Here is a 22,634-nt window from a genome sequence, read left to right on the forward strand (position 1 = left end):
AGACCACGCGCTGAGCCCTCGGAACATGGAGAACGGCCCGCCGGAAGCCGCGCTTCCGACGGGCCGCTCGCTGTGGATCCACTCAGCGGCTACGACTCAGGCATGTCTCACTTGGCGTAGTACGCGTTGTAGATGGAGATCGTCGACTTGTTGCCCTTCTTGTCGGCGATCTTGGCGTGGAACGAGATGGCCTTGCCCTTGGCCGGGTTCTTGACGGTGATCCTGCCGTTGGTGACCGTCAGCTTCTTCCAGGTCCGGCCGTAGTCGTACGACACGTAGACCGTGAGGGACTTCAGGTTGCGGCCGGCGGCGGCACCCTCGACGGTGACCGGGAAGGTGACCGTCCTGCCCGCCTCGACGCGGCTGTCCAGGCCGGTCGTGGCGCCGAAGTGGACGGTGGAGGCCGGGAGCTGGACCGAGCGGCCGTTGGCCGGCTTCTTCGAGTGGAAGGTCCAGCTCGCGTCGATCCGGGTGGAGGCGGCCGCGACCTTGACCGAGCGGATGACCGAGGTGGTCAGCTTGTACTCGGCGTCGGCGGACGGCACGGTGAAGGCGTCGCCGCCGAACAGCGGGTCCTTGTTGGAGCCCACCTTGGTGCCGTTGCGGTACAGGATGGTGTTCACCGACAGGAAGTCGGAGGACCCGGGGTGCTTGTTGCCGTCGGCGAACAGCGGGACCACGCCGTAGATCTGGTTGTCCGCGCGGAACAGGCCGTACTCGCTGCTCAGGTGCGGGCCGAAGACCGCCGTGTTGAAGGTGTTCTTGTAGGTCAGGCCCGCCTTGTAGGCCTTCGGGTTGTCCAGGGTGTAGCCGGCGTCGGCGATCGGCAGGCCCTGGGCGTCGTGGCCGCTGTACTGCAGGGCGTCGAATCCCCACATGGCGCTGTCGGCGGTGGAGACGTGGAAGGTTCGGGTGCTGGGCAGCTTCTGCTCGACCGCGTCACCGATGACCACGTCCGCGCCGACGACACCCCAGGGGCTGACCGCGCCGGTCTTGCCGGGGGCGGAGGCGCCGACGGTGTTCTTCACCGTGGCGAGTTCACCGGCCTTGAAGTGCCGGACCTTGTCGCCCTGGACCTTCTTGACCTGGGCGCTGGTGGCGACGTCGTACTCCTCGTTGTCGCCCTTGGTGAACTGGCCGCTCCAGGTCTGGGTCAGACCGCCCGTGACCTCGCCGCCCAGCGGCGCGATCCGGATCTTGTCGAAGGAGTCGAAGGCGACACCGATCCCGATGCCCGCCGGGTCGTACATGTAGTCGACCATCGCGAAGTGCGGGGTGGCCTGGGCGTCCGGCACGGTGATGTCGGCCGACCTGGCGGTGCGGGCGTCGATGGTGACCGTGAGGTCCTTGGTGACGCTCAGCTTCGGCTGGACCAGCCAGTCGAGACCGCCGTCGAAGGTGGTGAAGTCCTTCGCGATCCAGGAGTCGAGCAGGTACGTGCCCTTCGGCACCCGGATCGTGGTGGTCCCGGAGTCGGACGTCGGCACATTGATGCTGCGGTCCTTGCCGAGGCCCGAGTAGCCGCTCAGGCCGGTGTTGTAGACACCGGTCGGGTTGCCGTCGCGCCCGATGTGCTTGACGGTGACGCTGTACGACTGCACCTCGCGCTGCACCGCGGCCGCCGTGCGGACGCTCTGGCCGCCGCCGGTCGCGGTGACGTACGCCGAGTAGGCGCCGTCGAGGGTGCCGCCCAGCTTGGTGTCGACGGTGAGGTCGACGGAGGCCTTGCCACCCGCCGGGACGGTCACCTTGGTGGCGCCGAGCTTGAAGAAGCCGGTCGGGGCCGCCGCGCCCTCGGGGCCGGTGGCGGACGACTTCAGCGTGAGCGTCACATCGGACGTGCCGAGGTTGCGGTAGGTCAGCTGCTTGGTGACCGGGGTGTCGTCGGTGTGCGGCCACTGCTGCACACCGAAGTTGACCGACACCGGGTCGGAGATCACCGTCTGCTTGATGGCCTTGTCGACGGCGATCCGGCCCGAACCCTGCTCGAACGGGGTGTAGTTGCCGCCCTTGGCGGAACCGGTCAGGGCCGCCTTCAGCTCCTCGTAACCCCAGTCGGGGTGCTCCTGCTTGAGGATCGCGGCGGCGCCCGCGACATGCGGGGTGGCCATCGACGTACCGGAGATGGTCAGGTAGCCGGGCGGGTTCTCGCCGACCTCCTGGTCGATGACGCTGCCCTTGGCCGCGGCCGCGGTGATGTCGACGCCGGGCGCGGTGACGTCCGGCTTGATGGAACCGTCGGCGGCGGGGCCGGTGGAGGAGAAGTCGGCCAGCTTGTCGTTGCCGTCGACGGCGCCGACGGTGAGCGCGGACTCGGCGCTGCCCGGCGAACCGATCGACTCGGGGCCCTCGTTGCCCGCGGCGATCGCGAACAGGATGCCCTTCTCCTTGGAGAGCTTGTCGACCTCGGCTTCCAGCGGGTCGATCTCCGGGGTGTCGGTGCCGCCCAGGCTGAGGTTGACGACGGAGGCGCCCTCGGCGGCCGCCCACTCCATGCCGGCGAGGATGCCGGAGTCGTCGCCGGAGCCGGTGTCGTCCAGGACCTTGCCGTTGAGGATCTTCGCGCCGGGCGCGACACCGGTGTACTTGCCGTGGGACTTGGCGCCGGTGCCGGCCGCGATGGACGCGACGTGCGTGCCGTGGCCGAAGTGGTCCATGGCGTCGGCGGCCGAGGTGAAGTTCTTGGAGGCGATCACCTGGTCCTTGAGGTCCGGGTGGGTGGTGTCCACACCGGTGTCCAGGACGGCGATCTTCACGCCCTTGCCGTTGTAGCCGGCCGCCCATGCCTTGGGGGCGCCGATCTGCGGCACGGACTTGTCGAGGCTGGCCTTGCGGACACCGTCGAGCCAGACGTGCGCGATGCCGGCGGCGGCCTTGTCCCCGTCGGTGACCGCGTCCCACAGTTCGGGCGCGTCCTTGACCGGGGTCTGCACGGCGTCCGCGTTCAGCGTCCTGAGGCTGTGGCGCAGGGTGCCGGCGTCCCGGACGTCGGCCTTGGCGGTGGTGGCGGCACCCTTGTACCCGACGATGACCTTCAGGCCGTTCTTCTGGGCCCTACGGGTCGCGGCCTTGTTCAACTCGGTGACGTCGAACAGCCGTTGGTCCAACTTGCCGGAGGTCACCAGCTGCACGGCGTCGCCGGGGACGACGAGGGTGTGCCCGTCGACCTTGCTGATCCGGAAGGGGATGCGCTCGCGTCCCTTGGCCCGCTCCAGGCCGACGACGCGGCCCTTGGCGTCGAGGGCGACACGGTCGCCGGTGATCAGGGTGACGTGGTAATTGGCGGTGAGCGACGCGGAGGCGGCCGGGACGGCGGCGCGCTGCTCCGGCTTCGCCGACGCCGGGCTGGTCATGCCTGCGGCGAGGGCGACGGCCGCTGCCGTGGCCACCGTGGCCGCGGCAGCTCTTTTCACTTGTCTGCGCAAGACTCCCCCTGGAGACGGTGTGCCGGGCGAATTCCCCGTTCACCCGGCCGGGGGCAGTCCCGTACGCACATACGTCAACCCCCCGGTACACGGAGTATGCCGGGGGGTGATCAGCGGGCTCAATAGATGAGAGACCGGTAAGAAGAGTGCGTGGCAACTGTTACGCGCCGGGGTGAACACCGTTACACAACCGCGCGGTTGTGCGAAGGGATTCGGTGTTAAGCGCCGGCGTTCTCCTTGACGGTGATCTTGCCCTTGCGGATGGTCGCGAGACGCGGGGCCTTCTTCGCGATCGCGGAGTCGTGGGTGACCATGATGAAGGTCAGCCCGTGCTCCTTCCACATACGCTCCAGTACGTCCATGATCTCGTCGCGCATGCCCTCGTCGAGGTTGCCGGTGGGCTCGTCGGCGAGCAGCACCTTGGGCTGCTTGACCAGGGCCCGGGCGATGGCGACGCGCTGCTGCTGGCCGCCGGACATCTCGCCGGGGAGGTGGCCGAGGCGCTCGCCCAGACCGACCGACGTCAGCGCCTCGGCGGCGCGTTCACGCCGTTCCTTGGTCTTGACGCCGAGGGGGACGAGGGCGGTCTCGACGTTCTCCTGGGCGGTGAGCGTCGGGATCAGGTTGAAGGACTGGAAGACGAAGCCGATGTTCTCGCTGCGGACCCGGGTCAGCTTGGTCTCGGAGAGCTTGGCGAGGTCGGTGCCGTCCAGGACGACCTCACCGGACGTCGGACGGTCCAGGCCGCCGAGCATCTGCAGGAGGGTGGACTTGCCGCCGCCGGTGGGGCCCTGGATGACCAGGCGGTCGCCGTCGGCGATGGTGAGGTCGATGCCGTCGAGGGCGCGGACGGTGTCCTTGCCGCGCGAGTAGAGCTTGGTGACGTTTCTGAGTTCGTACATGGGGGCTCCTGGAGGCTCTTGGGGTGGTGCGGTTCGGTTTCGGCCGCGGTCCGGTGGGGGCTGGTCGCGCAGTTCCCCGCGCCCCTGAAGGGGCGCTTCACAGCCGTGGCTCACATAGCCGCGGGCAGTGGTGCCGCTGGGGCGGCACGGGTGGGCGCGCGGCACCCTGCAAGCGCCGGTAAGCGACCCAACCCCCCACCCCAGCCACGACCGACAGCGGCTACTCCACGCGCCGCAACGCGTCCGCCGGGCGGAGCCGGGACGCGCGCCAGCCGCCGAACGCGCCCGCGATCAGGCCCCCGGCCACTGCCAGGCCCACCGCGAGGACGATCGTCGTCACGCTGACCGGGGCCGTCAGGGCGACCTCCAGGGTCTTCGCGGCCTGCCGGCCACCGCCGAAGCCACCGCCGAAGCCGCCACCGCCGAAGCCGCCACCGCCGCCGGGGCCGCCACCCGTGTTGCCGCCGCTGCTGCCGAGGGAGGCCTGCAGGGTGGGGCTGATCTCCGTGACGACGTACGCGCCCGCCAGACCGAGCGCGATGCCGAGCGCGCCGCCGACCAGGCCGTTGACCATGGCCTCGCCGATGACCTGCCGGGTGACCCGGCCGGACTTCCAGCCCAGCGCCTTCAGCGTGCCGAACTCACGCACGCGCCGGGAGACCGCCGAGGAGGTGAGCAGACCGGCGACCAGGAAAGCGGCCACCAGCACCGCGATGGACAGCCACTTGCCGACGTTGGTGGCGAGGCTGGAGGCGGTGGAGAGGGAGCCGGAGACGGTCTTGGCGAGGTCGGCGGAGGTGGTGACCGTCGTGCCCGAGACGTTCTTCTGGATCGCGCTCTTGACGGTGTCGATCTGCTTGGAGTCGGTCGCCTTGACGTAGATCGTGGTGACCTTGTTCTTCTCGCTGGCCAGCGTCTGCGCCTGCTGCAGCGGGATGTACAGGTTGGCCGCGGAGTCACCGGAGTTGGCGGTGGCGATGCCGATCACCGTGAACTTGACGCTCTTGATGGTGACCGTGGAGCCGACCTTGTACTTCTTCTGCTTGGCGTAGGCCGAGTCGGCCACCAGCACCTTGGCGTTCGTTTCGGACGACTTGAAGGTCCGGCCGCTGGTGATCTTCGAGGAGGTCAGCGGGCCGAGGCCGGCGTTGCCGACGTCGGTGCCGAAGACGCTGTAGCTGTTGACGTCGAAGTTGGCGCCACCGCCCCGGACTTCGCCCTGCGGCGCGCCGGTGCCGCCGCCGTTGCCGCCGCGTTCGCCGCCCTGGCCGGTGCCGCCGGAGTTCTGGTTCTGCTGGAACTGGCCCCGGGTGAACTGGCCGCTGATCTTGACCACGTTGAGGCTCAGACCGCCGACCGCGGTCGAGACGCCCTTCTGGTCGGAGACCTTGGTGACGGTCGAGGAGGCGAGGGTGGTGAACCCCTGCACCATGACCCGGTCGCTGCTCTGTGTCTTGGACGAGCCGTTGTTCTGCGCGTCGAAGTTGAATCGCGGACGCTGCGCGTCGCTCGTGGTCGCCGACGCGGCCTTGGTGACCGTCATGTCCGTACCCAGGCCGTACAGCGACTGGAGGACCTTGTCCTGCGCCTTCCCCATGCCGTTGGACACGGAGTTGACCACGATGACCAGTGCGATGCCCAGCGCGAGGCCGGAGGCGACGACGAGAGCCGCCTTTCTGCGGCGGCGCAGTTCGCGCCTCAGGTAGGTGAAGAACATGACCGCAAGTTAGGGACGCACCGTGATGGCTCGATAAGGCCGAAATGAGAGAAGCATGAGAAGGCTGTGGCGGACCCCGGAAATGCCGGTGCCGCCCCTGGGGGCGGCACCGGTGAGCTGTGCGGTGGCTGTGCGCCGGACCGAACCGGACCGGCTCAGACGGCCGAACCGGCCTTCCACTGGGTCCAGTTCATGTTCCAGCCGTTGAGGCCGTTGTCGGGGGCCACGGTCTTGTCGCCGGTGTTGGAGACGACCACGACGTCACCGACGATCGAGTGGGTGTACATCCAGTAGGCGGCCGTGGTGGTGTCGTTGGCACCCTTGGTGTCGGACAGGCCCACGCAGCCGTGGCTGGTGTTCACGGAGCCGAAGATGGACTTGGCGCCCCAGTAGTTGCCGTGCAGGAAGGTGCCGGAGCTGGTGAGGCGGATGGCGTGCGGTACGTCCTTGATGTCGTACTCGGCCTTGCCGTCGTTGTCGGTGAAGCCGACGGTCGTGCCGTTCATCCGCGTCTGCTTGTACTTCTCGGACATCACCATGATGCCTTCGTACGTGGTGTGCTCCGGCGAGCCGGCCGAGATCGGGATGGTCTTGATGGTCTTGCCGTCCTCGGTGACCCGCATCTCCTTGGTCTTGGCGTCGACGTAGGAGATCTGGTTGCGGCCGATGTGAAAAGTGACCGTCTTCTGCTGGACGCCGTAGACACCGGAGGCGCCCTCGACACCGTCGAGCGCGAGCTTCAGCGTGACGGTGGAGTTCTCCTTCCAGTAGGTCTCGGGACGGCAGTCCATCCGCTGGGTGGAGAACCAGTGGCAGGCGACCTCCTGGCCGCTGCTGGAGGTGACCGTGACGCCCTTCTGGACGGCGGCCTTGTTGGTGATCTGCTTGTCGAAGTTGATCGACACGGGCATACCGACGCCGACGGTCGAGCCGTCCTCGGGGGTGAAGGTGCCTATGAAGCTGTTGGCCGGGGAGACCGTGGTGAAGGTGGCGTTCTCGTGCGCGACCAGGCCGGCGGAGTCCTTGGCCTCGGCGGCGACCTTGTAGGTGGTGGACCGCTCCAGCTGGGCGTTGGGCTTCCAGCTCGTCTTGTCGGCGGACAGGGTGCCGGCGACCGCGGTGCCGGTCGCGGTGGTCATGGTCACGCCGGTGAGCGTGCCCTTGCTGACGGTGACGGCGGCCGAGTTGTTGATCGACGCGCTGTCGGAGCCGTCCTTGGGGGTGATGGTGATGTCGGCCTGGGACGACTTCTTGGCCGCGGCCGCGTCCGCCTGGGACTGCGAGCTGTCACCGCCGCTGCCGGAGGACGACTTGTCGTCGCCGCCGGAACACGCCGTGAGCACCAGTACACCGCCGAGCAGTGCGGACGCGGCCATCAGGCTCTTGCGCCGCTTACTGTCCGTCATCACACGCTTCTCCATCGCTGCCGAGTCCGCGAACACACGGGAGTCCCCGTCAAGAACCTTCAACGCTACGGCCGCTTCGCCCCGTTCCACATTCGCCGGATGTGTGGGGCACACCACGTCCGCCGGGGCGGCCGGTACGGGAGGGGCGGAAGGGTCCGGTCCGTGCGCCCCCTGAGACGGCGAAACCCCGGACGGCGGTTGCCGTCCGGGGTCACAGGTTCCCCGGGACGCTCAGCCGATGCCGTCCTCTTCCTCGTCGTCCTCGCCGTCATCCTCGTCGAGATCCCAGTCGGGCGAATCCGGATCGTAGGAAATGCGCTCGCTGGACCAGGAGGCCTGCTGGAGCTCGACCCCGGGCACCTCACCGACCAGGTCGAACGGATCGACGAGATAGGCGAGGGCCTCGGCGGTGTCTTCCGTCACAGCCGCCTCGGCATGCGTCCGCTCCTCGTCGGGCAGCTCGGGATCGTCCGCGATCCTGCGCAGTGCGGCCTTGGTGACCGCGTCGACGTCCTCGACTTCGACGACCAGCTCCACCCGAAGCCGTACAAAACGTGATGTCTCTGGAGTGCTCATGCCCGGAGCGTACGACCGAAACCTCCCGTGACTTTCCCGTGACCCGCGATTTTCACTAACATCTGCCCACACGGCCAATTCGCCAGCGTCACAAGGGGATCGATATTCCGTGTCATCCGCTCGCCGCCCGTTGCTGACCGCCACCGCCGCAGGCACGCTCCTGTGCGCGCTGTGGTTCGTTCCGTCCGCCAACGCGTCGCAGGACGCCCCGGCGAGAACCGGCGCGCCGGAGAGTACGACGACACAGGTCACCCAGCAGGCCAGGGCGCTGTCCGTGGCCACCACGGAGGCGACCGGGGACGCCACCCGCCTCGCCGACACCGGCAGCCCGGACACCACGCCGTACGTCGTCGGCGGCACCCTGTTCCTCGCCGTCGGCGCGGGCTTCGTGGTCTATTCGGTCCGCCGCGAACGGCTGGAATTTTAAATTACTTGACCGATCTTTGACCTGGGACCCACAGTCCTCCCATGAAGAGATCACCGGGCGTGCGGACCTGCGCCCTCGCCGTCGGCGGCGCACTGTCCCTCACCCTCATCACGGGCTGCTCCGAGGGGAGTTCGAAGGAACCGTCCGGCTCGCCCTCCGTGCGGGCGCTGAGCGCCGCGGAGTTGAAGCAGCGGATCCTCGCGCAGGGCGAGGTGGACGGCTACAAGGTGAACGCGATCGGCGAGGCCGCGCCGACCAGGAACAAGATCAAGTCCAGCGACGAGAAGTGCCGCCCGCTGGCCTACGTCCTCACCGGCCTCGCACCGGCCGACCCGGCCGCGGAGATCGGCCGCACGGTACGGGAGGACAAGAAGGACCCGACCGACGACGCGACGTCCATGGACGACCTGGCCGACGGCAAGTTCGAGAGCGCGCTCAAGGAGTCGATGGACCTGGACGTCACGTCCGTGGACCTCTCCTCGTACGACGGCAAGGGCGCGGAGGACGCCCTGAAGGCGGTCTCCGCCGCGCTCCAGTCCTGCGCGACCGGCTTCACGGGCGGCGCGTCCGGTGACGAGCAGAAGGTCACGAAGGTGACCGCGGTGAAGCCGTCGGGCGCGGGCGACGGATCGGTGGCCTTCACGGCGATCACCGACATGGACGGCGACAAGGCCCCGCTGCACGCGGAGGTGGTCCGCCACGACAACACGCTCGCGACGTACTTCACGATGAACATCGGCGCGATGATGGCGGGCAAGACGTACAAGGTACCGACAGCGGTGATCAAGGCCCAGTCGGCGAAGCTGGGCTGAGCGCTCCGGCGAAGGGGCGCTGCAGGAGCGCCCCTTAGGGGCGCGGGGAACTGCGCGGCCAGCCCCCCACCCGCACCCGACGAACTACCGCAGCGGCCCGGTCACCGTCTCCGCCGCAGCGACAACGGCCCCGCCCCGCACGAACTCCTCCGCCGCAGCAAGGTCCGGCGCCAGGTACCGGTCCGGCCCAACGCCCTGCACCCCCGCGGAGCGCACCGCCTCGATCACGGCCCGGGACGCCGGTGCCGGCGTCAGCCCCTCCCGCAGCTCGATCGCCCGGGTCGCCGCGTACAGCTCGACCGCGATGATCCGCGTCAGATTGCCCACGGCCGTCCGCAGCTTGCGGGCGGCCGACCACCCCATGGACACATGGTCCTCCTGCATCGCAGAGGACGGGATCGAGTCGGCCGACGCCGGAACGGCGAGCCGCTTCAACTCGCTGACCAGCGCCGCCTGCGTGTACTGGGCGATCATCAGCCCGGAGTCGACGCCCGCGTCGTCGGCGAGGAACGGCGGCAGCCCGTGGCTGCGGTTCTTGTCCAGCAGCCGGTCGGTCCGCCGCTCGGCGATGGACCCGAGGTCGGCCACGGCGATGGCGAGGAAGTCGAGGACGTAGGCGACCGGCGCCCCGTGGAAGTTGCCGTTGGACTCGACCCGCCCGTCGGGCAGCACCACGGGGTTGTCGACGGCGGACGCCAGCTCCCGCTCGGCCACCAGCCGGGCATGGGCGAGGGTGTCCCGGCCCGCCCCGGCGACCTGCGGAGCACACCGCACGGAGTAGGCGTCCTGGACGCGCGGCGCGTCGTCCTGGTGATGCCCGGTGAGCTGGGACCCCTTGACCACGGCGAGCATGTTGGCGGCGCTGTCGCCCTGCCCGGGGTGCGGCCGGATCGCGTGCAGCTCGGGCGCGAGCACCTTGTCCGTGCCGAGCAGCGCCTCCAGGCTCAACGCGGCGGTGACGTCGGCCGACTTGTAGAGCATGTCGAGGTCGGCGAGGGCCATGACCAGCATGCCGAGCATGCCGTCGGTGCCGTTGAGGAGGGCGAGCCCCTCCTTCTCGCGCAGCTCGACGGGGGCGATCCCGTGCTCGGCGAGGAGCTCACCGGCGGGACGGACGACCCCGTCCGGACCCTCGGCCTCCCCTTCGCCCATCAGCGTGAGGGCACAGTGGGAGAGCGGGGCCAGGTCGCCTGAGCAGCCGAGGGAGCCGTACTCGTGCACGACCGGGGTGATACCGGCGTTCAGCACGTCGGCCATGGTCTGGGCGACCTCGGGACGCACACCGGTGTGTCCGGAGCAGACGGTCTTCAGCCGCAGGAACATCAGGGCCCGTACGACCTCGCGCTCGACCCGCGGCCCCATGCCGGCCGCGTGCGAGCGGACGATGTTGCGCTGCAGCTGGGCCCGGAGCTCCTGGCTGATGTGCCGGGTCGCGAGGGCACCGAAGCCGGTGCTGACGCCGTAGACCGGCTCCGGCTTGGCCGCCAGCGCGTCCACGATCTCCCGGGCCGCCGCGAGCGCCGCGACCGCCTCCGCCGACAGTTCGATCCGGGCGCCGCCGCGCGCCACGGCGAGAACGTCGGACGCGGTGACACCGGACGTCCCCACCACCACAGTGTGCATATCCATATTCAGGAGCGTACGCATTGAATGCAGGCGCTGTCACTAGTGGGGTACAGGGCTGCCCCTTACTTGTACGTCACAGTCCCCGGCGCCCGCGGAAGCTGCGCCGCTCGGCCCGTTCCGGCGGAGGCGCGTCGGCCAGTCGCAGGACCGGGTCGTCCGGGCCCTCCCGCCCGGCCACCACCGGCCGGTCCGCACGCAGGGCCTTGGCCCGGTACTGGGCCGCGTCGGCGAGCCGGAACAGACGGCGGGCGGAGCGCACCGGGCCGATCGGGTCCGCGGTCGAGGCGATCCCGCAGGCCACCCCCTCCCCCAGCTCCAACTCCCCGGCCCGGCGGCAGAGTTCGTCGGCCGCCTTGACCACGTCGTCGGCCGCCGGGCCGACCGCCAGCAGACAGAACTCGTCCCCGCCGAGCCGTGCGGCGAGGGTGCCCGGGAGCATCGCCCCGCACAGGGACAGCACCGAGCCGAAGCGTTCGAGGAGCCGGTCGCCGACGGCGTGCCCGCGGGTGTCGTTCACCTTCTTCAGCCCGTTGAGGTCGCAGACGACGAGGCTGACCACGGCCCCCTCCGTGCGATACCGGTCGATCGCCTCGTCGAGGCCCGCGTCGACGGCACGGCGGTTGGCGAGCCCGGTCAGCGCGTCGGTGTACGCGAGCCTGCGGGCCTCCTCCAGGCGCTCGGTCTGCGCGATCCCGGCGGCGACGACGGAGGCCAGGACGGTGGCGAAGTCGGCGTCGGCGCGGTCGAAGACGGGGGCGTGGACGGGGCGGGCCACGTACAGCTCGCCCCAGGCCCTGCCGTGCAGCACGATCGGAGCGACCAGACAGCAGCCGCGGCCCCTGCGGCGCAGGGCGGCGACGCGCTGGTGCGAGTAACCGGGGCGGCCGGCGGCGGGACCCTCCGCCGTCTCGACCCAGGCGTTGGGGCCGCCGCCGCCCGCCCAGCGTTCGTGGAGGAACTCGGTGATCTCCGGGAACTGGTGCACCGGATAGGCCTCGGCCTCCGGGAACTCCTCCTCGCCCGGGGCGCGCTCCCCGACGTTCACGAGGACCCGCAGCCGGCCGAGTTCGCGCTCCCAGACGGAGAGCGCGGCGAAGCTGCCGTCCAGCGCGCGACAGGCGCCGGCCGCGGCGGCGTGCCAGCACTCACGTGGGGTGTGCGCCGCGGCCATGCCCTGCGCCAGCGCCACTACGGCGGCGAGCCGGGTGTCATCGCCCATTACTCCAGGTTAGGGATGTTTTATTTCATTTAGGACATTGATGCGGCGAACAGGTGTTGAGGCAGTGGTTCGGCCGTGGACCGGTGGGGGCTGGTCGCGCAGTTCCCCGCGCCCTGACGGGGCGCTTCACTGGCACTTCTTCATTCGCCCGGCCACTCCGGCTTGCGCTTCTCGTTGAAGGCTGCGACTCCCTCCGTGCGGTCGCCCGAGAAGGCCACCGTGCGCCAGGCCGCGTCCTCGATCTCCAGGCCCGCCCGGAGGTCCAGCCCATGGCCCAGCCGCAGCGCGCGCTTGGCCGCCCGCAGCCCCACCGGCGAGTTCGCGGCCATGCGTTCCGCCAGCGCCAGGGCGGCCGCGCGGTCCTGCCCCGCCGCCACCAGCTCGTCGACCAGGCCCAGCTCGTGCGCCTCCGCCGCCTCCACCCGCCGCGCCGAGAAGATCAGTTCGGCCGCCCGGGCCGCTCCGACCCTGCGGGGCAGCAACTGCGTACCGCCGCCGCCCGGGATCACCCCCACCGACACCTCCGGCAGGCCCACCACCGCCGTGCCGTCGGCCACGATCACATCGCAGGACAGCGCCAGTTCGAAGCCCCCGCCGAGCGCGTAGCCGTGCACGGCGGCGATCGTCGGCATCGGCAGCTCCAGCACACCGGTGTACGCCCCGCGCGACAGCGGCCGCGCCCGGTGCAGCTCCGCGTCGGTGAGCGAGTTGCGCTCCTTCAGGTCGGCGCCGACACAGAACGCCCGCTCGTGCGAGGAGGTCAGCACCACCACCCGTGCGTCCCGGTCGGCGCCCAGCGCGGCACACGCGGCCACGATGGAGCGGGCCATCTCCGCCGACACCGCGTTCATGGCCTTGGGCCGGTCCAGTACGAGCTCCACGACGTGACCGTGCCGCCGTACCAGCACGAACTCCCCGTACCGCTCCTCGCTCATGACACCCTCCGCTCGACTCGCCAACGAGTTAACGACTGTTAACCGCCCGATCATCGCAGCCGGGGCAGGCCCGGGAAAAGGCCCTCGGCCAGTCTCGAACACCCTCGTTCGGGTGACATCCCGGGAGACTCCCGGCGCACGCCCCACAGGAGCGCATAACGTGCGCTCGCCACGGCGCATCGGGGGCGCGCGGCGAGGAGGGGATGTCATGACAGGAACTCCGTCGGCCGGTCGCCGGGGACGGCACCGCAAGCCCCGGCCGCGCAAGGTGCTGTTCACCGCCGGAGGGCTCGCGCTGGCGGCCGGCGCGCTGAGCCTCGTACACCTGGTCCCGGAGAGCGGTGCCGGCGCACCCGGCACGGCGGAGGCCGAGCCCCGGCTGGACCCGACCGCCGACGCGACACCGGACCGGTCCGCGAACACGGCCGTCAGCGTCGGCGCGGTCCTCAGGGCGACCCCCTCGGCGGCCGACGTCATGGGCGGCACGAGCGCGACACCCACGACCACGGCGGCCGCCGCGCCGTCCGTGTCGCCGTCGTCCCCGCCCATCGCGCCGCCCGGCCCTGCCACGGTCCCGACGACCATCCCGACCGCCCCGGCACGACCGACGAGCCCTCCACCTCCACCACGGGCCACCAGCACCCCGGCGACCACCCCCGCCCCGTCCTCGACCGCCGGCGCGCACCAGCCCGGCGTGGGCGTCTGCCTGCCGATCGTCGGCCTGTGCGTGGACCCGCTCGCGGCCACGACTCCCCGTCGGGCCGGGTGAGCGGCCTGCGTTCACCTCGTGTCCATCCGCCACGGCCACACTGGCACGGCCCCCGGAGCGACGAGGAATCCGATGATCAGCATTCAGGTACGAGAGGAGACCGGCGACATCGTGGCGCACGGTTCGTCCCAACTGGACTGGATGACCACGCTGCAGCACGTGGACGCCGACAGGTTTCCCTTCCTGGGGAGCCTGCTGCCGTACGCGGACACGATGTTCAACTCGCGGCAGACCGTGAGGCTTCGGCAGGAGCTCGCCGACCGGTCGGTGCGTGAGCTCCTGGGACAGGACACGGCAGCGGAGATCGAAGCGCTCTGCCTGCAGGTGGAGCGCACATCGCATCTCTACCTGTGGTTCCTGGGGGACTGATCCGGCAGAGCGGTGCCGCCGGCCGGGAGGATCAGGGGGCCGGCGGTTCGTCCCGGCGGGTGAGCAGCCATGGCTCCACCACGCCCAGGCCGCGGACCGGGCGCTGCCACATCGGCTGGAGTGCGAAGCGGTACGTCGGGGGCTCCTCGCCCTCCTTCTCGGCGGTCGCCGCCTCCTCCGCGGCGGCCGCCTCCGACGCCGGGGCCTCGCCCACCCGGATCAGTTCCTCCGCGAACGCGCTGTCCACCAGGACGGCGTCGCGGGGGGCTATGGAGGTGAGGCGGGAGGCGAGGTTCACGGTCGTACCGAAGACATCGCCCATTCGGGTGGTCACGGTCCCGAAGGCCATGCCGACGCGCAGCTCCGGCATCGTCTCGTCGTGCGCCATGGTCTCGACGAGGCGCAGCGCGATGTCGGCGGCGATGCCCGCGTCGTCAGCGGCGTACAGCACCTCGTCGCCGAGGGTCTTGATGAGCCGGCCGCCACGGGCCGCCACCAGGTCGGCGGCGGTGGTCTCGAAGGCCTCGACCAGCTCGCCGAGTTCCTCCTCCTCCATGCGCCGGGTCAGCCGGGTGAACCCCACGAGGTCGGCGAACCCGACGGCCAGCCGGCGGTCGACCATCTCCTCGTCGTCGGTGGCCTGCACGACCCGGCCGGCCGAGGCGGCCAGCTGGCGGCGCCAGACGTAGACGAGGAACTCCTCCAGCTCGGGCAGGAGCAGTTCGACGATCGGGTACGTGACCTCGGTGCGGGTCATACCCGGCTCGGGAGGCTCGGTCAGGCCCTCCAGGAAGGAATCCATCTGCCACTCGGCCAGACGGGCGGTGGTCTGCCCCGTGGACCGCGCCACCTGCACGGCCATGGCCTCGCTGAGCAGCCCCGCCTCGACGAGACCGGCGAGCCGGCGCAGGGCCAGCACGTCGGCCTCCGTCAGCGCCTTGGCCTGCCCGATGTCGGCGAAGCCCATCGCGCGCCAGAACCTCGACGCCAGCTCCATCGAGACACCGGCGCTGCGGGCCGCCTGGAACGGGGTGTAGCGGCGCTCGGCTCCGAGGATCAGGCCTTCGAGGCGCAGCGCGAGGGGGTCCTCGCCGGAGTCGGCGGCGTCCGCGCCCTCGCCGGAGCCCGTGTCGTCGACGGTCACGCGTACTGCCCTTCCGATCTACCGCGGTCGCATACCGACCGGCCTCAACTCTACGGCAGGTGTGCGGTAGCTCACTTCGTGAGGTAAGCCGACATCAGAGGTTGCGGGGTGGTGAGTGCGGGGCGGTGTTGCGGTGAGCGTTCACTGGGGACTGCCGCCCCCAGACCCTCGCGGGGATCGCCTTGCGTTCCGGCTGCGGGTGAGTGGGGGCTGGTCGCGCGGTTCCTCCCCCAGCCTTCGGCGCTGGGTACCCCCAGCGCCCCTACGGGGCGCGCTGCCCTTACGCCGGTCGCAAGTGGACGATGTCGCCGGCTCCCACCGGTTCCTGGACGCCGTCCGCCGTGGCCAGGACCAGTCTTCCGTCGCCGTCGATCGCCACCGCTTCCCCCACCAGCGAACGGTCCCCCGGCAGCTCGGCGCGCACCGTGCGCCCCAGCGTCGAGCAGCCGGCCGCGTACGTCTCCTGGAGTCCGCTGCGCGCCGGGTCGCCGCCCGCCCCGCGCCAGCGCCCGTACCAGTCCTCCAACGACCGCAGGACCGCCCGCAGCAGCGGATCCCGGTCCGTGTTCACCGCCCCCGCCAGCGCCAGCGACCCCGCCTGCGGCACCGGCAGCTCCTCCACGCGGAGCGTGACGTTGATGCCCACGCCGACCACCACCGCGTCCTCCCCGGCCCGCTCCGCCAGGATGCCCCCGGTCTTGCGCTCCTCGTCACCGACGGTGACCAGGAGGTCGTTCGGCCACTTGAGTGCCGTGTCGATGCCCGCCGCCCGCGCCAGACCCGTCGCCACCGCCACGCCGGTGAGCAGCGGCAGCCACCCCCAGCGGGCCACCGGCACCTCGGCCGGCTTCAGCAACACCGAGAAGAACAGGCCCGACCGGGGCGGCGCCGTCCACTGCCGGTCCAGGCGGCCCCGCCCCGCCGTCTGCTCCTCGGCGACCAGCACCGTGCCCTCCACGGCCTTGCCCGCCGCCGCCCGGGAGACCAGCTCGCTGTTGGTGGAGCCGATGCGCTGGACGACCTCCACATCGCTCCACAGCCCGCCCTCCCGCACCACGGCCCTGCGCAGCGCCGTGGCACTGAGTGGTGGACGGTCCAGGTCGGACCAACGATTGTTGTTGTCGTCTTCTGCATCTCGCGGCGTCATGCAAGCCACCCTAGGTGTGTTGTACGCCGCACCGCCGTTTGGTAGGCACGCCACTACTCTACGAATGAGTAACCGTCCCCCCTTTTGAGCAGGCAGGGAGCCGCATCCCGATGTCCGAGCCGGAAGAGATCGACATTCACACGACCGCGGGGAAGCTCGCGGATCTCCAGCGCCGTGTCCATGAAGCGACACACGCCGGTTCGGAGCGCGCGGTCGAAAAGCAGCACGCCAAGGGCAAACTGACGGCCCGTGAGCGGATCGAGCTGCTCCTCGACGAGGGTTCCTTCGTCGAGCTGGACGAGTTCGCCCAGCACCGCTCCACCAACTTCGGCCTGGAGAAGAACCGGCCGTACGGCGACGGTGTCGTCACCGGCTACGGCACCGTCGACGGCCGGCCCGTCGCCGTCTTCTCCCAGGACTTCACCGTCTTCGGCGGCGCCCTCGGCGAGGTCTACGGCCAGAAGATCGTCAAGGTGATGGACTTCGCCCTGAAGACCGGCTGCCCGGTCATCGGGATCAACGACTCCGGCGGCGCCCGGATCCAGGAGGGCGTCGCCTCCCTCGGCGCCTACGGCGAGATCTTCCGCCGCAACACCCACGCGAGCGGTGTGATCCCGCAGATCAGCCTGGTCGTAGGGCCCTGCGCCGGCGGCGCGGTCTACTCCCCCGCCATCACCGACTTCACGGTCATGGTCGACCAGACGTCCCACATGTTCATCACCGGCCCGGACGTCATCAAGACGGTCACCGGCGAGGACGTCGGCTTCGAGGAGCTCGGCGGCGCCCGCACCCACAACTCGGTCTCCGGCGTGGCCCACCACATGGCCGGCGACGAGAAGGACGCCGTCGAGTACATCAAGCAGCTGCTGTCCTACCTGCCGTCCAACAACCTCTCCGAGGCCCCGGTCTTCCCCGAGGAGGCCGACCTCGCTGTCACCGCCGAGGACCTGGAGCTGGACACGCTCGTCCCGGACAGCGCGAACCAGCCGTACGACATCCACACGGTGATCGAACACGTCCTGGACGACGCCGAGTTCTTCGAGACGCAGGCCCTGTTCGCCCCGAACATCGTCACCGGCTTCGGCCGTGTCGAGGGCCACCCGGTCGGCATCGTCGCCAACCAGCCGATGCAGTTCGCCGGCTGCCTGGACATCAAGGCGAGCGAGAAGGCGGCCCGCTTCGTCCGCACCTGCGACGCCTTCAACGTCCCGGTCCTCACCTTCGTGGACGTCCCGGGCTTCCTCCCCGGCGTCGACCAGGAGCACGACGGCATCATCCGCCGCGGCGCCAAGCTGATCTACGCCTACGCCGAGGCCACGGTCCCCCTGATCACCGTCATCACCCGCAAGGCCTTCGGCGGCGCCTACGACGTCATGGGCTCCAAGCACCTGGGCGCCGACCTCAACCTCGCCTGGCCGACCGCCCAGATCGCCGTCATGGGCGCCCAGGGCGCGGTCAACATCCTGCACCGCCGCACGATCGCCGAGGCGGCGGCGAACGGGGAGGACCTGGAGGCGGTGCGCGCCCGACTGATCCGGGAGTACGAGGACACCCTCCTCAACCCCTACACGGCGGCCGAGCGCGGCTACGTCGACGCGGTGATCATGCCGTCCGACACCCGCCGTCATGTCGTACGGGGCCTGCGCCAGCTGCGCACCAAGCGCGAGTCCCTGCCCCCGAAGAAGCACGGCAACATCCCCCTGTAAGGAGCCGCTGTGACGATCAAAGTCGTACGGGGCAACCCGACCCCGGAGGAGCTGGCCGCCGCACTGGCGGTGGTAAGGGCGAGGGCGGCGGCCATGACGGCGGCCGTCCCCGACCAGGCCCCGGGGACGAAGGACGCATGGTCCGACCCGGCCCGCATCGCCCAGCACCGGCTACCGCAGCCGGGCCAGAGCGCCTGGAGCCGCACCTACTGGCCTGCCTAGGTATCTCAGGGGCACGGGGAACCGCGCACAGAAGTACTCCCTGGGCTCCGATTTGAGTACCCCTACTCAGGCGCCCTGGGTCGGCCGAGCCGCACGCTGGTGACATGCTGTGGTCGGACCCCGAAGACGAGCCGCCGAAGGACCTGCAGGACATGCAGAACACCCTCCGGCGGCTCGGCGTCTTCCTGGCCCTGGTGATGCTCCTGCTGATGATCGTGCTCGGCGTGAGATGAGAGTCCCCCTGTCGGCCCGCACCGATACGCTGACGCCATGCGCAGACTCGTCCTCGCCTCCCAGTCCCCCGCCCGGCTGAACCTCCTGCGCCAGGCAGGCCTCACCCCCGAGGTGATCGTCAGCGGTGTCGACGAGGACGCCGTCACCGCCCCCACCCCGGCCGATCTGGCCCTCGCCCTCGCCGAGGCCAAGGCCTCCGTCGTCGCCGCCCGTCCGGACGTGCACGGCGCGATCGTGATCGGCTGCGACTCCGTGCTGGACCTCGACGGCCAGGCCCTCGGCAAGCCCGCGGACGCCGAGGAGGCCACCGCCCGCTGGAAGTCGATGCGCGGCCGGGCCGGCACCCTGCAGACCGGGCACTGCGTCTGGGACACGGCGACCAACCGGCACGCCTCGGCGACCGCGTCCACCGTCGTACGGTTCGGCGAGCCCACCGACGAGGAGATCGCCGCGTACGTCGCCTCGGGCGAACCCCTCTACGTGGCGGGTGCGTTCACGCTGGACGGCCGCAGCGCGCCGTTCATCGACGGCATCGATGGCGACCACGGCAACGTGATCGGCATCAGCCTGCCCCTGGTCCGCCGGCTGCTCGCGGAGCTCGGCGTCGGCATCACGGAGTTGTGGGCGCCGGCGGAGTGAGCGGTCCGGCGGCCGGCGCGTCCTTCGTCACCGGCTCCGGTTCCGCTTCCGGTCCGGGGCCGTCCTGCGGACCCGGACCGGTACCGAGGCCGCCCTCGCCGCCGTCCTCGCCCCCGTCGGCGTCCGCCCCGGCGCCGGCCTCGTCCGCGCGGTCGTACGTCATCAGGAGCAGGACGACGAGCGCGAGGACGACCACCATGAACAGGAACGCCTGCCAGCCGATCAGGCCCCACACCAGGGCGCCCAGCAGGCCGTGGACGACCGCGACGCTGATCAGCAGGACCCGGCCGAGGCCGGCGGGCGCGCGGTTGCGTATGGCGACCAGCAGGGCCACCAGGGCGCAGAGCGCGAAGTAGAGGCCGAAGACCACACCGCCGATCTTCGCGGACATCGACATCTTGTCCGGGTCGAGGCCGGCCATCGACATGTTCTGCCGGCTGACGACCTCTCCCGTGAACCAGTTGAGCGCCGCGATGCCGAGTGCCTCGACGAGGAGTACGACCGCCACGACCCACGCCACCGGTCTGCGCACCACCGGTCCCCACCCACTTCCGTCTCCGGCCCGCACCGAGCCGGTGTTACTTGAAGTTCGCCCACCCGCCGCCCGACCACCACCCCTCAAGGTGGCCCTTCGGGCCGCAGTGTCTTATTCAGCATCGCGAACGCTACTAACGGGTAAAGCGGGGGACAAGGGTTCGGGCGGCAGCAAAGATTCGTTGGGCCATTCGTAGGGACTCGACAAAGAAACGTTGTGGGGCGCGGCACGCTCTCACAGAGACCTTGAGCACATCACGGGGCTAGGGTTTCCCGGAGGAGTCCTGCGTACCTCGGTGCGACAAGGGATTTCACGGGTAGGGCGAGCCTCGCATCACGCTCCGTGTGGGCAAGCTCACCATTGGGGACGGGTCGAAGTGCCGTGTCGGCCTTCCCTAAACTCGGCTTGTTTCAAGGAGGGAGCCTCAATCGTGCGCAAGGTGCTCATCGCCAACCGTGGCGAAATCGCTGTCCGCGTGGCCCGGGCCTGCCGGGACGCCGGGATCGGGAGCGTGGCCGTCTACGCGGACCCGGACCGGGACGCTCTGCATGTCCGCGCCGCGGATGAGGCGTTCGCCCTGGGCGGTGACACCCCCGCCACCAGCTACCTGGACATCCAGAAGGTGCTCAACGCCGCCCGTGAGGCCGGGGCGGACGCCGTCCATCCGGGCTACGGCTTCCTCTCGGAGAACGCGGAGTTCGCGCAGGCGGTCCTGGACGCGGGCCTGACCTGGATCGGCCCGCCCCCGCAGGCCATCCGTGACCTGGGCGACAAGGTGGCGGCCCGTCACATCGCCCAGCGTGCCGGTGCCCCGCTGGTCGCCGGCACCCCGGACCCGGTCGCGGGCGCGGACGAGGTGGTGGCGTTCGCCGAGGAGCACGGCCTGCCGATCGCGATCAAGGCGGCCTTCGGCGGTGGCGGACGCGGTCTGAAGGTCGCCCGCACCCTGGAGGAGGTCCCGGAGCTGTACGAGTCGGCGGTGCGTGAGGCGGTGGCCGCGTTCGGCCGCGGCGAGTGCTTCGTCGAGCGCTACCTGGACCGCCCCCGGCACGTGGAGACCCAGTGCCTGGCCGACACCCACGGCAACGTGGTCGTCGTCTCCACGCGTGACTGCTCGCTCCAGCGCCGCCACCAGAAACTCGTCGAGGAGGCCCCCGCGCCGTTCCTCTCCGACGCCCAGGTCGCCGAGCTGTACCGCGCCTCCAAGGCCATCCTCAAGGAGGCCGGCTACGTCGGTGCGGGTACCTGTGAGTTCCTGGTCGGGCAGGACGGCACGATCTCGTTCCTGGAGGTCAACACCCGTCTGCAGGTCGAGCACCCGGTGACCGAGGAGGTCGCCGGTATCGACCTGGTCCGTGAGATGTTCCGGATCGCCGACGGCGAGGCCCTCGGCTACGGCGACCCGGAGCTGCGCGGTCATTCGTTCGAGTTCCGGATCAACGGTGAGGACCCGGGCCGCAACTTCCTGCCCGCCCCGGGCACCGTCACCCGCTTCGACGCGCCCTCCGGCCCCGGTGTCCGCCTGGACGCAGGCGTCGAGGCCGGCAGTGTGATCGGCCCGGCGTGGGACTCCCTGCTCGCCAAGCTGATCGTCACCGGCCGCACCCGCGCCGAGGCCCTCCAGCGGGCCGCCCGGGCCCTGGACGAGTTCCAGGTCGAGGGCATGGCCACCGCCATCCCCTTCCACCGCGTCGTCGTCCGCGACCCGGCGTTCGCGCCCGAGCTCACCGGCTCCGAGGACCCCTTCACGGTCCACACGCGCTGGATCGAGACCGAGTTCGTCAACGAGATCAAGCCCTTCACCGCCCCGGCCGACGCCGAGGCCGAGGAGGAGAACGGCCGTGAGACGGTCGTCGTCGAGGTCGGCGGCAAGCGCCTGGAGGTCTCGCTGCCCGCCTCGCTCGGCATGACCCTGGCCCGCACCGGCCTCGCCGCGGGTGCCAAGCCGAAGCGCCGCGCCGCCAAGAAGTCCGGCCCGGCCGCCTCCGGCGACACCCTCGCCTCGCCCATGCAGGGCACGATCGTCAAGGTCGCGGTCGAGGAGGGCCAGGAGGTCAAGGAAGGCGATCTGATCGTCGTCCTGGAGGCCATGAAGATGGAGCAGCCGCTCAACGCGCACAAGGCCGGCACCGTCAAGGGCCTCGCCGCCGAGGTCGGCGCCTCCCTCACCTCCGGCGCCCTGATCTGCGAGATCAAGGACTGACGACACCCCGAACCGCGTCGCCCGGCGAACGGCATCCGACCGTTCGCCGGGCACCCGACTTTCTGGAACGGCCCATGCGTGCCGACGCCCGCCGCAATCACGACCGGCTGCTCGCCGAGGCCCGCACGGTGTTCGCCGAGCACGGCACCGGCGCCTCGCTGGAGGATGTGGCCCGCCGGGCGGGCGTGGGCATCGGCACCCTCTACCGCCACTTCCCGAACCGGCATGCCCTGATGAGCGCGGTGTTCGAGGACGCGGTGAACGAACTCCTGTTCCGAGCCCGCGAGTTGCTGACCGCCCCCGACCCGTGCCAGGCCCTGCTGACCTGGCTCCACGAGGTGGTCAGCCACGCGGCCGCGTACCGGGGCCTGTCGAAGGCCCTGATGTCGGCGTCTTCGGACTCGGCCCTGTCCCGCTGCGGCACCCCGATGAGGGAGGCGGGCGCCGCACTGCTGACCCGTGCCCAGGAGTCGGGGAAGGTACGCGAGGGCGTACAGATCACCGACCTGCTCCAACTCACGCATGCCATCGCCCTGGCAGCGGAGGAGTCACCGGGAGATCCGGCCTTGGCGGATCGCTTGTTGACCTTGACTCTGAACGGATTGAAGCCCTGACTCCCCA

Annotated in this window: 21 protein-coding genes; 10 read left to right on the forward strand and 11 right to left on the reverse strand. The window is 70.5% G+C overall.

Translation table 11 applies throughout. The features are described from left to right. Nucleotides 1-107: 107 nt before the first annotated feature. The 5 genes from EDD90_RS21325 to EDD90_RS21350 all read right to left on the reverse strand — a co-directional run bounded on the left by EDD90_RS21325 (nt 108) and on the right by EDD90_RS21350 (nt 8,026). On the reverse strand, nt 108-3,413 hold the full coding sequence (locus EDD90_RS21325; protein ID WP_260327976.1) for a S8 family peptidase: 3,306 nt from the start codon (nt 3,411-3,413) through the stop codon (nt 108-110). A gap of 230 nt (nt 3,414-3,643) precedes the next feature. Beyond that, a complete protein-coding gene (locus EDD90_RS21335) occupies nt 3,644-4,327 on the reverse strand; it encodes an ABC transporter ATP-binding protein (RefSeq protein WP_123974560.1) in 684 nt (227 codons plus the stop codon). A 220-nt stretch (nt 4,328-4,547) separates the two neighbouring features. Next, nucleotides 4,548-6,044, reverse strand: a complete 1,497-nt coding sequence (locus EDD90_RS21340; protein WP_123974561.1) for an ABC transporter permease — start codon at nt 6,042-6,044, stop codon at nt 4,548-4,550. A 155-nt stretch (nt 6,045-6,199) separates the two neighbouring features. Next, the gene (locus EDD90_RS21345) at nt 6,200-7,450 is read right to left on the reverse strand and encodes an Ig-like domain-containing protein (RefSeq protein ID WP_260327977.1); all 1,251 of its coding nucleotides are present in this window, start codon (nt 7,448-7,450) and stop codon (nt 6,200-6,202) included. Between the two features lie 231 nt (nt 7,451-7,681). Further along, nucleotides 7,682-8,026, reverse strand: a complete 345-nt coding sequence (locus EDD90_RS21350) for a hypothetical protein (RefSeq protein ID WP_123974563.1) — start codon at nt 8,024-8,026, stop codon at nt 7,682-7,684. A gap of 109 nt (nt 8,027-8,135) precedes the next feature. On the opposite strand from EDD90_RS21350, the gene EDD90_RS21355 reads away from it, so the two are divergent. Further along, nucleotides 8,136-8,453, forward strand: a complete 318-nt coding sequence (locus EDD90_RS21355; RefSeq protein ID WP_123974564.1) for an LAETG motif-containing sortase-dependent surface protein — start codon at nt 8,136-8,138, stop codon at nt 8,451-8,453. 41 nt (nt 8,454-8,494) lie between these two features. Further along, nucleotides 8,495-9,265: a hypothetical protein gene (locus EDD90_RS21360; protein ID WP_260327978.1), complete on the forward strand. Its 771-nt coding sequence runs from the start codon at nt 8,495-8,497 to the stop codon at nt 9,263-9,265. 84 nt (nt 9,266-9,349) lie between these two features. On the opposite strand, the gene hutH is transcribed toward EDD90_RS21360, so the two are convergent. The 3 genes from hutH to EDD90_RS21375 all read right to left on the reverse strand — a co-directional run bounded on the left by hutH (nt 9,350) and on the right by EDD90_RS21375 (nt 13,045). Further along, nucleotides 9,350-10,888: a histidine ammonia-lyase gene (gene hutH, locus EDD90_RS21365; protein ID WP_123981459.1), complete on the reverse strand. Its 1,539-nt coding sequence runs from the start codon at nt 10,886-10,888 to the stop codon at nt 9,350-9,352. A gap of 76 nt (nt 10,889-10,964) precedes the next feature. Next, nucleotides 10,965-12,110 carry a sensor domain-containing diguanylate cyclase gene (locus EDD90_RS21370; protein ID WP_123974565.1) on the reverse strand — a complete coding sequence of 382 codons (1,146 nt, stop codon included), beginning with the start codon at nt 12,108-12,110 and terminating at the stop codon, nt 10,965-10,967. A gap of 140 nt (nt 12,111-12,250) precedes the next feature. Next, nucleotides 12,251-13,045: an enoyl-CoA hydratase/isomerase family protein gene (locus tag EDD90_RS21375; protein ID WP_123974566.1), complete on the reverse strand. Its 795-nt coding sequence runs from the start codon at nt 13,043-13,045 to the stop codon at nt 12,251-12,253. A gap of 208 nt (nt 13,046-13,253) precedes the next feature. On the opposite strand from EDD90_RS21375, the gene EDD90_RS21380 reads away from it, so the two are divergent. After that, complete coding sequence (locus EDD90_RS21380; RefSeq protein ID WP_260327980.1) at nt 13,254-13,814, forward strand: hypothetical protein; 561 nt, start codon at nt 13,254-13,256, stop codon at nt 13,812-13,814. A gap of 72 nt (nt 13,815-13,886) precedes the next feature. After that, nucleotides 13,887-14,183: a hypothetical protein gene (locus EDD90_RS21385; protein ID WP_221305119.1), complete on the forward strand. Its 297-nt coding sequence runs from the start codon at nt 13,887-13,889 to the stop codon at nt 14,181-14,183. Nucleotides 14,184-14,214: 31 nt separating this feature from the next. Here the strand turns inward: EDD90_RS21385 and EDD90_RS21390 are convergent, their stop codons facing one another. Beyond that, nucleotides 14,215-15,327 carry an adenylate/guanylate cyclase domain-containing protein gene (locus EDD90_RS21390; protein WP_123974567.1) on the reverse strand — a complete coding sequence of 371 codons (1,113 nt, stop codon included), beginning with the start codon at nt 15,325-15,327 and terminating at the stop codon, nt 14,215-14,217. Nucleotides 15,328-15,607: 280 nt separating this feature from the next. Next, on the reverse strand, nt 15,608-16,474 hold the full coding sequence (locus EDD90_RS21395; protein WP_123974568.1) for a biotin--[acetyl-CoA-carboxylase] ligase: 867 nt from the start codon (nt 16,472-16,474) through the stop codon (nt 15,608-15,610). A gap of 110 nt (nt 16,475-16,584) precedes the next feature. Here EDD90_RS21395 and EDD90_RS21400 point away from each other — a divergent pair, with 110 nt between their 5' ends. The 4 genes from EDD90_RS21400 (at nt 16,585) to EDD90_RS21410 (ending at nt 19,275) form a co-directional block, all read left to right on the forward strand. Then, nucleotides 16,585-18,180, forward strand: a complete 1,596-nt coding sequence (locus EDD90_RS21400; protein WP_123974569.1) for an acyl-CoA carboxylase subunit beta — start codon at nt 16,585-16,587, stop codon at nt 18,178-18,180. Nucleotides 18,181-18,189: 9 nt separating this feature from the next. Next, complete coding sequence (locus tag EDD90_RS21405; protein ID WP_123974570.1) at nt 18,190-18,402, forward strand: acyl-CoA carboxylase epsilon subunit; 213 nt, start codon at nt 18,190-18,192, stop codon at nt 18,400-18,402. 104 nt (nt 18,403-18,506) lie between these two features. Then, complete coding sequence (gene mmpB, locus EDD90_RS57460) at nt 18,507-18,635, forward strand: morphogenic membrane protein MmpB (protein WP_260327982.1); 129 nt, start codon at nt 18,507-18,509, stop codon at nt 18,633-18,635. Between the two features lie 37 nt (nt 18,636-18,672). Then, a complete protein-coding gene (locus EDD90_RS21410) occupies nt 18,673-19,275 on the forward strand; it encodes a nucleoside triphosphate pyrophosphatase (RefSeq protein ID WP_123974571.1) in 603 nt (200 codons plus the stop codon). On the opposite strand, the gene EDD90_RS21415 is transcribed toward EDD90_RS21410, so the two are convergent. Then, entirely contained in the window at nt 19,247-19,810 is a 564-nt protein-coding gene (locus tag EDD90_RS21415; protein ID WP_260327983.1) for a hypothetical protein, read from the reverse strand. The two genes, EDD90_RS21410 and EDD90_RS21415, sit on opposite strands and share 29 nt — an antisense overlap. A gap of 430 nt (nt 19,811-20,240) precedes the next feature. Here EDD90_RS21415 and EDD90_RS21420 point away from each other — a divergent pair, with 430 nt between their 5' ends. Continuing rightward, entirely contained in the window at nt 20,241-22,013 is a 1,773-nt protein-coding gene (locus EDD90_RS21420; protein ID WP_123974572.1) for a biotin carboxylase N-terminal domain-containing protein, read from the forward strand. A gap of 74 nt (nt 22,014-22,087) precedes the next feature. After that, a complete protein-coding gene (locus EDD90_RS21425) occupies nt 22,088-22,627 on the forward strand; it encodes a TetR/AcrR family transcriptional regulator (protein ID WP_123974573.1) in 540 nt (179 codons plus the stop codon). The last annotated feature ends 7 nt before the right edge of the window (nt 22,628-22,634 follow it).

The sequence above is a fragment of the Streptomyces sp. Ag109_O5-1 genome, from assembly GCF_003814875.1.
Classification (GTDB): domain Bacteria; phylum Actinomycetota; class Actinomycetes; order Streptomycetales; family Streptomycetaceae; genus Streptomyces; species Streptomyces sasae.

Bases quoted from the DNA above. Each gene is read 5' to 3' on its own strand.
- EDD90_RS21335 (WP_123974560.1), bottom strand. From the start codon at position 4,327: ATGTACGAACTCAGAAACGTCACCAAGCTCTACTCGCGCGGCAAGGAC.
- EDD90_RS21340 (WP_123974561.1), bottom strand. From the start codon at position 6,044: ATGTTCTTCACCTACCTGAGGCGCGAACTGCGCCGCCGCAGAAAGGCG.
- EDD90_RS21345 (WP_260327977.1), bottom strand. From the start codon at position 7,450: ATGACGGACAGTAAGCGGCGCAAGAGCCTGATGGCCGCGTCCGCACTG.
- EDD90_RS21350 (WP_123974563.1), bottom strand. From the start codon at position 8,026: ATGAGCACTCCAGAGACATCACGTTTTGTACGGCTTCGGGTGGAGCTG.
- EDD90_RS21360 (WP_260327978.1), top strand. From the start codon at position 8,495: ATGAAGAGATCACCGGGCGTGCGGACCTGCGCCCTCGCCGTCGGCGGC.
- hutH (WP_123981459.1), bottom strand. From the start codon at position 10,888: ATGCACACTGTGGTGGTGGGGACGTCCGGTGTCACCGCGTCCGACGTT.
- EDD90_RS21370 (WP_123974565.1), bottom strand. From the start codon at position 12,110: ATGGGCGATGACACCCGGCTCGCCGCCGTAGTGGCGCTGGCGCAGGGC.
- EDD90_RS21375 (WP_123974566.1), bottom strand. From the start codon at position 13,045: ATGAGCGAGGAGCGGTACGGGGAGTTCGTGCTGGTACGGCGGCACGGT.
- EDD90_RS21380 (WP_260327980.1), top strand. From the start codon at position 13,254: ATGACAGGAACTCCGTCGGCCGGTCGCCGGGGACGGCACCGCAAGCCC.
- EDD90_RS21385 (WP_221305119.1), top strand. From the start codon at position 13,887: ATGATCAGCATTCAGGTACGAGAGGAGACCGGCGACATCGTGGCGCAC.
- EDD90_RS21395 (WP_123974568.1), bottom strand. From the start codon at position 16,474: ATGACGCCGCGAGATGCAGAAGACGACAACAACAATCGTTGGTCCGAC.
- EDD90_RS21400 (WP_123974569.1), top strand. From the start codon at position 16,585: ATGTCCGAGCCGGAAGAGATCGACATTCACACGACCGCGGGGAAGCTC.
- mmpB (WP_260327982.1), top strand. From the start codon at position 18,507: ATGCTGTGGTCGGACCCCGAAGACGAGCCGCCGAAGGACCTGCAGGAC.
- EDD90_RS21410 (WP_123974571.1), top strand. From the start codon at position 18,673: ATGCGCAGACTCGTCCTCGCCTCCCAGTCCCCCGCCCGGCTGAACCTC.
- EDD90_RS21425 (WP_123974573.1), top strand. From the start codon at position 22,088: ATGCGTGCCGACGCCCGCCGCAATCACGACCGGCTGCTCGCCGAGGCC.